Annotated in this window: 10 protein-coding genes; 9 read left to right on the top strand and 1 reads right to left on the bottom strand. The window is 45.2% G+C overall.

The annotated features are described in order from the left end of the window. Positions 1-20: 20 nt before the first annotated feature. From BACCELL_RS20210 to BACCELL_RS20250, 9 genes are all read left to right on the top strand, one after another. Positions 21-737, top strand: a complete 717-nt coding sequence (locus BACCELL_RS20210) for an AzlC family ABC transporter permease (protein WP_007213904.1) — start codon at positions 21-23, stop codon at positions 735-737. Continuing rightward, positions 734-1,051 carry a branched-chain amino acid transporter permease gene (locus BACCELL_RS26185; protein WP_007213905.1) on the top strand — a complete coding sequence of 106 codons (318 nt, stop codon included), beginning with the start codon at positions 734-736 and terminating at the stop codon, positions 1,049-1,051. The genes BACCELL_RS20210 and BACCELL_RS26185 overlap by 4 nt, the downstream gene beginning before the upstream one ends. Positions 1,052-1,207: 156 nt before the next feature. Next, positions 1,208-2,056, top strand: coding sequence for an AraC family transcriptional regulator (locus BACCELL_RS20220; RefSeq protein ID WP_044154253.1), 849 nt, complete (start codon positions 1,208-1,210; stop codon positions 2,054-2,056). A gap of 86 nt (positions 2,057-2,142) precedes the next feature. Continuing rightward, the gene (locus BACCELL_RS20225) at positions 2,143-2,742 is read left to right on the top strand and encodes a DUF417 family protein (protein WP_007213908.1); all 600 of its coding nucleotides are present in this window, start codon (positions 2,143-2,145) and stop codon (positions 2,740-2,742) included. Then, positions 2,739-4,094, top strand: coding sequence for an FAD-dependent oxidoreductase (locus tag BACCELL_RS20230; RefSeq protein ID WP_007213909.1), 1,356 nt, complete (start codon positions 2,739-2,741; stop codon positions 4,092-4,094). Before BACCELL_RS20225 ends, BACCELL_RS20230 begins: the two co-directional genes overlap by 4 nt. A 116-nt stretch (positions 4,095-4,210) precedes the next feature. Continuing rightward, positions 4,211-5,365 carry an ABC transporter substrate-binding protein gene (locus BACCELL_RS20235; RefSeq protein WP_007213910.1) on the top strand — a complete coding sequence of 385 codons (1,155 nt, stop codon included), beginning with the start codon at positions 4,211-4,213 and terminating at the stop codon, positions 5,363-5,365. Then, positions 5,362-6,399: an iron ABC transporter permease gene (locus BACCELL_RS20240; protein ID WP_007213911.1), complete on the top strand. Its 1,038-nt coding sequence runs from the start codon at positions 5,362-5,364 to the stop codon at positions 6,397-6,399. The genes BACCELL_RS20235 and BACCELL_RS20240 overlap by 4 nt, the downstream gene beginning before the upstream one ends. A gap of 24 nt (positions 6,400-6,423) precedes the next feature. Next, the gene (locus BACCELL_RS20245) at positions 6,424-7,437 is read left to right on the top strand and encodes an ABC transporter ATP-binding protein (protein WP_044154254.1); all 1,014 of its coding nucleotides are present in this window, start codon (positions 6,424-6,426) and stop codon (positions 7,435-7,437) included. Next, the gene (locus BACCELL_RS20250; RefSeq protein WP_007213913.1) at positions 7,434-8,795 is read left to right on the top strand and encodes an MATE family efflux transporter; all 1,362 of its coding nucleotides are present in this window, start codon (positions 7,434-7,436) and stop codon (positions 8,793-8,795) included. Before BACCELL_RS20245 ends, BACCELL_RS20250 begins: the two co-directional genes overlap by 4 nt. 1 nt (position 8,796) lies before the next feature. Here BACCELL_RS20250 and BACCELL_RS20255 read toward each other — a convergent pair whose 3' ends face one another. After that, positions 8,797-9,474 carry a porin family protein gene (locus BACCELL_RS20255; protein ID WP_007213914.1) on the bottom strand — a complete coding sequence of 226 codons (678 nt, stop codon included), beginning with the start codon at positions 9,472-9,474 and terminating at the stop codon, positions 8,797-8,799. Positions 9,475-9,524: the final 50 nt, after the last annotated feature.

The raw sequence follows: 9,524 nt of genomic DNA on the forward strand, positions 1-9,524 counted from the left end.
AAGTTATAGATACGATATATATGCTGAATAATAAAAATCAAGATTTTCATAATGCACGTAAACTGGCACTGACAAAAGCATTTCCGGTAATGCTTGGTATAGCTTTTCTTGGTGTCGGATATGGGGTGTATATGCGTTCCTGCGGTTTTGACATGATATGGCCTATCTGCATGGCGGCTACTATATTTGCCGGTTCAATGGAGTTTGTTACCGTCAGCTTATTGCTTAGTACGTTCAATCCCGGTTATGCCTTGTTGCTGACGCTGATAGTGAACGGAAGACATCTGTTTTATGGAATATCCATGTTGGAAAAGTATAGGGGAATGGGAAGAAAGAAACTATGGGCTGTTTCCGGATTGATAGACGAAGCGTTTTCGTTAAACTATATGACAGATGTGCCTCCGGGAACAGACCGGAATTGGTTCATGTTATTTGTTTCGTTGTATCTTTATATATCATGGATAGGGGGTACTGTTGTTGGTGCAGTTTCTGCTTGTAAAGCTGTTGTGGACATCAAGGGAGTGGGTTTTGTAATGACAGCCTTGTTTATCGTGATATTTATTAGCCAGTGGCAAAAAGAACGCACACACGGCAGTTCCATATTAGGATTAGTGGTTGCGGGGGGATGTCTTCTACTTTTTGGCAAGACATATTTCATGCTTCCTACCATTTTGATTATCACTACTATTTTTACGGTGCGTTGGTTGACTACAAAGGATAAGGAGAAATTGGTATGACGGTCACAGAACAAATTGTTACTATATTCATCGTGGCGCTTGTCACACAGCTTACCCGTTGGATTCCTTTCTGGGTTTTCAGGTCTTCTGCGCACACTCCCCAATATGTAAACTATTTAGGTAGAGTACTACCTCCAGCCATATTCGGTATGTTGGTAGTCTATTGCTATAAAGATATAGATTTTCTATCACCTTCATACGGCACTCCGGAAATACTATCGGGTATCTGTGTAGTCGTTATTCAAATGCTTTTTAAGAATATGGCTTGCTCTATTTTATTAGGGACGGGATTGTATATTCTACTCATAAACTGAAATATAGTTATAACGAAATATGACCTTACATGGGGTAGGGCGTTACGAAAAGCGGAGATGATGAAATAGATTGCTTTTTTATTTGCATTAGCTTCCGGAATAGCGTATATTTGTACTTCGGCATACGACAAAGAACTCTAACTTTTTAACATCATGATAGATTATCAATTAAATACCCGCCTGAACGGGAACTTGGCAATGACCTTTTGTTTCCACGAAAATAAAGCACTGCAACAGGATACTACTTTATATAAGTTCATTTGGGTACGGAGTGGAAACTTGTCTATAGAGATAGATCATATTCCCATACAGTTGGAACAGGATGAAATCATAAGTCTTACTCCTTTGCAGCATATTGAAATTAAATCAGTGGAGGGAGAGTACCTCACTTTTCTGTTCAACAGCAATTTCTATTGTATATTCGGTCATGACGATGAAGTATCCTGTAACGGTTTCCTATTTCATGGTTCTTCCCAGGTGATGAAACTGAAACTTTTGCCGGAACAATCCGCCAACCTGAATGACATTATTCGTATCTTCCGGCAGGAGTCCGCCGTTCGCGATAATCTGCAAGAGGAAATGTTACGTATCATTCTCAAACGTTTTATCATCACCTGTACCCGCATTGCCCGTGAAAAGTGTGGCGTCACGCCGGAACAAGAAAAAGCTTTTGATATCGTCCGCCGTTTTTATATTCTGGTTGACCAGCACTTCCGCGAAAAGAAGCAGGTGCAGGATTATGCCGACCTGTTATTTCGTTCCCCAAAGACACTCTCCAATCTGTTTGCCTCTTGCGGAGTGCCTTCCCCGCTGCGCATTATTCATGAACGGATAGAGTCGGAGGCCAAGAGATTACTGCTCTATACCCCTAAAAGTGCCAAGGAAATCAGCGAACTGCTGGGCTTCGAGGATTTGTCCACTTTCAGCCGCTTTTTCAAGAAAATGACCGGTGAAAGTGTATCGAATTTCCGTAAATTGAACACAACGGGAAATATTGCCAACTGATACGGCAGAATTGCCATTTCATGCTCCGACATGAACCCCGATTTTTGCATCAGGAAAACAAAACAATTAATTAATGCAATAATCGTATGGAAACAAAATTAAAATCTATGTTCGTAGCAGCCCTGACACTGGCTGCATCTACTCAGAAATTAGGTATCAATCTTATCCGTGTATCAATTCTTATTATTTTCGTTTGGATCGGTGGGTTGAAGTTCTGGAATTATGAAGCGGAAGGCATTGTGCCTTTTGTAGCAAACAGCCCTTTCATGAGCTTCTTCTATACACACGATGCTCCCGACTATAAAGAGTATAAGCTGAAAGAAGGAGAATTTGATGCTGTGAAGCATGAGTGGCACAAAGAGAATAACACATATGGCTTTTCTCATGGACTGGGTATTCTTATCATGAGCATCGGTATCCTTACATTCCTTGGTATCTTCTGGCCGAAAGTAGGACTGGTAGGAGCTGGGCTTGCCATTATCATGACTCTCGGAACGCTTTCTTTCCTCGTCACCACGCCCGAAGTATGGGTGCCCAACCTGGGCAGTGGCGAGTTCGGTTTTCCTTTATTGACCGGTGCAGGAAGATTAGTTATAAAAGATACAGCCATTTTGGCCGGCGCAATTGTTATATTAGCAGACAGTGCGAAGAGCGTACTGGAACAATTAAAAAAAATAGAGATATGAAAAAGTATGATGCCATTATCATTGGTTTCGGCAAGGGTGGGAAGACTCTGGCTGCCGAATTTGCAAAACGTCAGAAGACGGTTGCCATAGTAGAACGTTCGGATCGCATGTATGGAGGCACGTGTATCAACATCGGCTGTATTCCTACAAAGACGTTGGTACATCTGGCTAAGGAAACTCCGGTAAAGGCTACGTGGGAAGAGAAGAAGGACTATTATCGTCAGGCCATTGGTCGTAAAGAAGAGGTGACTTCCTTCCTGCGGAATAAGAATTATCATAATCTGGCTGATAATCCTAATGTGACGGTGTATACAGGTGTCGGATCGTTTGCCGGTCCTGATGTGGTAGAAGTGCGGACGGAGACGGAAGTAATTGAATTGCAGTCTTCTCAGATATTTATAAATACCGGTGCAGAAACCATCGTACCACCTATTGATGGAATAAAAGAGAATCCCCGCGTATACACCAGCACTTCCATCATGGAACTGGAAGAACTTCCCGAACGGCTGGTGATTGTGGGTGGAGGCTATATCGGCTTGGAATTTGCTTCCATGTATGCCTCTTTCGGTTCGAAGGTGACGGTACTCGAAGGGTATCCCGAACTGATTGGGCGCGAAGACAGGGACATTGCCGTTAGCGTACAGACCGTATTGGAAAAGAAAGGTATTGCTTTCCATCTCAACGCAAAGGTACAATCCGTGGACGGTGCAACAGTGATTTATGAGGATGCTGTAACTCATGAAATCCATCACTTGGAAGGAGATGCTATCTTATTGGCAACAGGGCGTCGTCCGAATACTTCGGGGCTGAACCTGGAAGTTGCCGGCGTGAAAGTGAATGAACGGGGAGCCATTATTGTAGATGAGTGGCTGCGTACTACTAATCCGGCCATCCATGCCATTGGCGATGTAAAAGGCGGATTACAATTTACCTATATTTCATTGGACGATTACCGCATTATCCGTGAGGATTTATTTGGTGCAGGAGAACGGCGTACGGACGACCGTGAGCCTGTGAGTTATTCGGTATTTATGGACCCTCCTCTGGCACGTGTGGGGCTGAGTGAGACGGAAGCCCGTAAGAAAGGACTGAACATAAAGGTGAATACACTTCCGGTAGCAGCCATTCCGCGGGCACGTACTTTAGGCGAGACTGACGGGTTGTTTAAGGTAGTAGTGGATGCCGATACAAATAAGATTCTGGGCTGTTCCCTGTTCGGACCGGAAACAAGTGAGATCATTAATATCGTATCTATCGTGATGAAAACAGGACAGGAATATACTTTCTTGCGTGATTATATATTTACACATCCCAGCATGAGCGAAGCATTGAATGATCTGATGAATTTTTAGACGTTCTTATATAAGAGGTGTTCGGGCACAAATTCGGTTAAATTATAGGACGGGTATTTGCGTATCTCCCCAAAAATGACGAATATTGTGCTCGAATTCTATACCTTTTTATTGTCATGAAACGAACTACTGCAATAACTGTCTCCCTTTTAAGTATTTTATGTGTGGCTTGTGGCCCGAAAAACAAACAAAATTCTACTGATCTACAGGCTACCACAGCTTCTGCATCAGCCACAGATTCTATTTATCCGGTCTATGCCCAAGGGTTTGAAGTGAAATATCTTCCCAATCATGTCCGCTTGGTGGACTTGCGCGATCCTCAAAATGAAAGTAGTAATACTTTCCATTATGCATTGGTGCCCCGGGGAACAAAACCCGAAGGGATTCCTTCTGATTATACCGTGATTGAAACACCGGTACGCAGTGCCATTTGCATGACTTCTTTACAATTATCTAATTTCATCAAACTGGAAGCCTGCGATAAAGTAGTAGGGATAACCAGTACACGGCATTTGTTCAACAAAGAGATGAATGAGCGCTTGAAATCGGGTAAGACTGCCAAAATAGGAATTGAAGGTAACTTTGATAATGAAGTGATCATGAGTGTGAATCCGGATGTCATCTTTATCTCCCCTTTTAAGCGTGGCGGATATGATACGATGCGTGAAATCGGAATACCTTTGGTTCCGCACCTGGGATATAAGGAAATGACTCCGCTGGGACAGGCGGAATGGATTAAATTCATCGGCTTGTTTATTGGACAGGAAGAGGAGGCAAATGAAAAATTTGCTGCTATAGAGAAGCATTATAACGACCTGAAACAACTGGCTGCTGATGTGAAGAAGCGTCCGGTAGTCTTCAGCGGTGAGATACGTGGAGGAAACTGGTATGCAGTAGGCGGTAAGAGCTTCTTGGCGGAACTGTTCCGTGATGCGGGAGCCGATTACTTCTTGAAGGACGATCCCCGTTCCGGTGGCGTTACACTGGATTTTGAAACAGTATACAGCCAAGCGGAGAGTGCCGATTACTGGCGTATTGTGAATAGTTACGACGGTACATTCTCATATGACGCTTTGAAATCCCTTGATCCCCGTTATGCCGACTTCCGTGCATTCCGTGACAAAGGCGTTATTTATTGTAATATGCGCGAGCAACCTTTCTACGAAAGTATGCCGATGGAACCGGAAATAGTGTTGGAAGATCTGATCCATGCGTTCCACCCCGATTTATTACCTGATTACCAACCGAAATACTACGCACGTTTGCAATGAAAAGACCGACACTGCTCCTGATGCTGGTGATACTGGCATCCATATTCCTGTTTTTTCTGCTGAACCTGCTGTTAGGCTCTGTCCATATTCCTTTTCGTTCCGTCTGGAACATCTTATGGGGGAATACGGATGAGTCCATTATCTGGCAGAACATCATTTGGAAATCCCGTGTGCCGCAGGCATTGACGGCGTTAGTAGCGGGAGCAGGGCTATCGGTGAGTGGTTTGCAGATGCAGACGGTTTTCCGGAATCCGCTGGCAGGACCGTCAGTGTTGGGTATCAGTTCGGGTGCCAGCCTGGGAGTAGCCTGTGTGGTATTGCTATCGGGAGCGATGGGCGGTGTGGCATTGAGCAAGCTCGGATATATGGGAGAAGTGGCGTTGTCCATTGCAGCTATAATCGGAGCACTGTCCGTGATGGCGCTTATCGTATACGTTTCACAGAAAGTAAAAGGAAATGTGACGCTGCTGATTATCGGTGTGATGATTGGTTATGTGGCAAGTGCCATTATCGGCGTATTGAAATATTTCAGTGTGGAGGAAGATATTCGTGCATACGTCATTTGGGGACTGGGAAGTTTTGCCCGTGTGTCGGGGGATCAGATGATACTGTTTGTCTGTATCATGGCGGTCTTGTTGCCACTCTCGTTTTTGCTGATAAAGACAATGAATCTGTTGCTGCTGGGCGATGGGTATGCACGGAACTTGGGGCTGAACATCAAGCGGGCACGCCTGTTGGTGATCTCCTGCTCAGGTGTACTGGTGGCGATTGTGACGGCATATTGCGGTCCGATTATGTTTATCGGTCTGGCTGTTCCCCATCTTTGCCGGGCTATATTTCATACATCCGACCATCGGATACTGATGCCTGCCACATTGTTGGTAGGGGCTTCGTTGGCGTTGGTGTGCAACCTCATAGCCCGCATGCCGGGATTTGAAGGAGCTTTACCGGTGAATTCGGTGACTGCTTTGGTAGGTGCTCCGGTAGTGGCATCCGTGCTCTTCAGGAAGCGTAAAGGGGAACTGGAAGAATAATTGAGAATTGAAAATAAAGAGGTCTTGAAACAGGAAACTATACATATTGAGAAACTATCCATTGGCTATCCCGGTAAAGGAGATGTGAAAGTCGTGGCAAGCGATATTTGTGCCGGAATCAATAGCGGGGAGTTGACTTGTCTGCTGGGTGCCAACGGGGTGGGGAAGTCTACATTGTTGCGTACACTTTCCGCATTTCAACCGAAGTTATCCGGCGAAATACGTATACAGGGAAAAGAGATCGGCTCTTATACGGACAAACAGCTTTCAAAAGTGATCAGTGTAGTCCTGACTGAAAAGTGCGACATCCGCAATATGACTTCTGTGGAACTTATCGGTCTGGGACGCAGTCCATATACCGGTTTCTGGGGAACACTCTCCAAAGAAGATAAAGAGGTAGTGGATCATGCTATCAATCTGGTCGGAATATCTCACCTGGCACATCGCATGGTGCATACACTGAGTGATGGTGAGCGGCAGAAGGTGATGATTGCCAAGGCACTGTCACAGGAAACTCCGGTGATTTTCCTGGACGAGCCCACTGCCTTTCTTGATTTCCCGAGTAAAGTGGAAATGATGCAATTGCTCCATCAGCTGAGCCGGCAGACGGATAAGACTATTTTCCTGTCTACCCATGACCTGGAACTTGCCTTGCAGATTGCGGATAAAATCTGGTTGATGGATAAGGTGAACGGGGTGACTATCGGAACTCCCGAAGACCTCTCATTAGATGGAACGCTCAGTGGTTTCTTTGCCCGTAAAGGAATTGTGTTTGATCTGGAGACTGGGTTATTCCGGGTGAACAATGAATATACTTCCCGGATTCGTATTGTCGGGCACGGACAAAAATACGCTATGGTGCGAAAAGCTTTGCAAAGAAATGGTATTCTGGCAAACCGAAACGTGGAGTCGGACGTTTATATTGAAACGGGAGATTTGAAAGGGGACGGTACTTTTGTACTGCACCCCGTAAACGGCGAAGCGGTGACTGTGCAAACCATTGATGAACTGCTTGCAGAGATTGTGAAAATTCTATGAGACATTCGACAAAAGATAATTATCTCTATCTGACTACCACCCCGGTGCCCCGTCTGATAGTATCATTGGCTGTACCTACGATTATCAGTATGTTGGTTACGTCATTCTATAATATGGCGGATACGTACTTTGTGGGGAAGATCAATACCCAGTCGACGGCGGCTGTAGGTATTGTGTTCTCGGTCATGTCCATTATTCAGGCGGTGGGCTTTTTCTTCGGGCACGGTTCGGGGAACTATATTTCGCGGAAACTCGGTGCGCAGGAGACTGGGAATGCAGAGAAGATGGCGGCTACCGGTTTCTTCTGGGCGTTGTTTATGGGTATATTTCTGGCAGTGGTGGGACTTATCTTCCTTACCCCGTTGTCGCTTGCATTGGGGTCTACACCTACTATCCTGCCTTATACGGAGAAATACCTGGGCATCATATTGCTGGGTGCCCCTTTCATGACTGCTTCGTTAGTACTGAACAATCAGATTCGTTTTCAGGGAAATGCAGCGTATGCGATGGTAGGAATCGTATCGGGCGCGGTGATTAATGTGATACTGGACCCTATTCTGATTTTTGTCTTCGATATGGGTATATCGGGTGCTGCGTTGGCTACGGTCATCAGTCAGATATGTAGTTTCTCCCTGTTGTTGTATATGTGCAGAAAGGGGGGCAATATCCGTATCCGTTTCAAGAACTTCACGCCTTCACTGGCTTTCATAAAGGAAATTATCGGTGGTGGTACTCCTTCGCTTGCCCGTCAGGGGCTGGCGAGTGTAGCTACTATTTTGCTGAATGTGGCTGCCGGGGCTTATGGAGATGCGGCTATTGCAGGCATGTCTATTGTCACCCGTATCGCAATGTTCATTAATGCATTTTTGATAGGTTTTGGGCAAGGTTTCCAGCCGGTATGCGGTTTCAATTACGGTGCAGGATTGTATGCGCGTGTCCGTCAAGGATTCTGGTTTTGTGTAAAGGTGGGATTCATTTTCTTGTTGGTGTGTGCGTTGGCAGGCATGGGATTTGCAGAAGAGATTGTTTCTTTGTTCCGTAAAGGAGACCCGGATGTAATTGCAGTAGGTGCTGCTGCCTTGCGTTGGCAGTTCATTACTTTTCCGTTGGGTTCATGGATTGTGATGAGCAATATGATGTTGCAGACGATTCGTAAACCGGTAAAGGCTACCATTATTTCTTCTGCCCGCCAAGGATTGTTCTTTATTCCGCTGATTTTTATTCTGCCTCACTATCTGGGGTTGCAGGGTGTGGAAATGTGTCAGGCCGTTGCTGACCTTCTTACGTTCATTCTTGCCATACCGTTGACATGCAGTGTACTGAATGAAATGAAACGAAAGCAGGCGGAACAGTTGTAAATCAGAACCGGTATCCTACGGTGAAGAACGAAGCGAGATTCTTGGGAGAGAATTTCTCAATACCGGATGATTGCAATAGGTTATCCAGCTGGTCGTTTACCTTGATCATTCCTAATTGAAGCTCTGCTCCGAATATGAATTTGTGATATTCGATGTTGAGGCCGAACATAAGGCCGGCGTCAAAGCGTTTGTTTCCCATTTTGTCATCTATCCGGTTACCGAAAGTATCTATGCGGAATCTGTAGCTTCTGTTAGGATTGTATTCACTACTGTAATCATATTCCTCCATCTCGCCGGATGTCTTTCCGCCTACGCCATAGGCAATATACGGGCCGGCACTCAGGGAAGCACTGTAATTCTTTCCAAGGTTGAGGCGGGCGGCCATCATGATGGGGAGCTGGATATACAACTCGTTCATGTTCACTTTGCCTACATATTCCACTTCTTCACGGGCACCTATCGATACGAAGTTCAGTGACGGTTGAACCACCCATGTGCGGTTGAGCTCATAGTTCATGCCGACACCTACTTTGTAGGCGATGCGTGTGTCACTTTCTACATTTTCTCCATAGAAGTTGGAGGTACCGACTCCGGCTTTTACCTGAAAGGAGATAGGGGATTGGGCATTTGCTCCCAATGCTATGATTGCAAAGAAAATAGTGAGAATAGTCTGTTTCATTACTTGAACCTTGTAAGGGGTTGATGTTTATTTGCTCGCAAAGATATAAA

This window comes from Bacteroides cellulosilyticus DSM 14838 (genome assembly GCF_000158035.1).
In the GTDB taxonomy this organism is placed as follows: Bacteria; Bacteroidota; Bacteroidia; order Bacteroidales; family Bacteroidaceae; genus Bacteroides; species Bacteroides cellulosilyticus.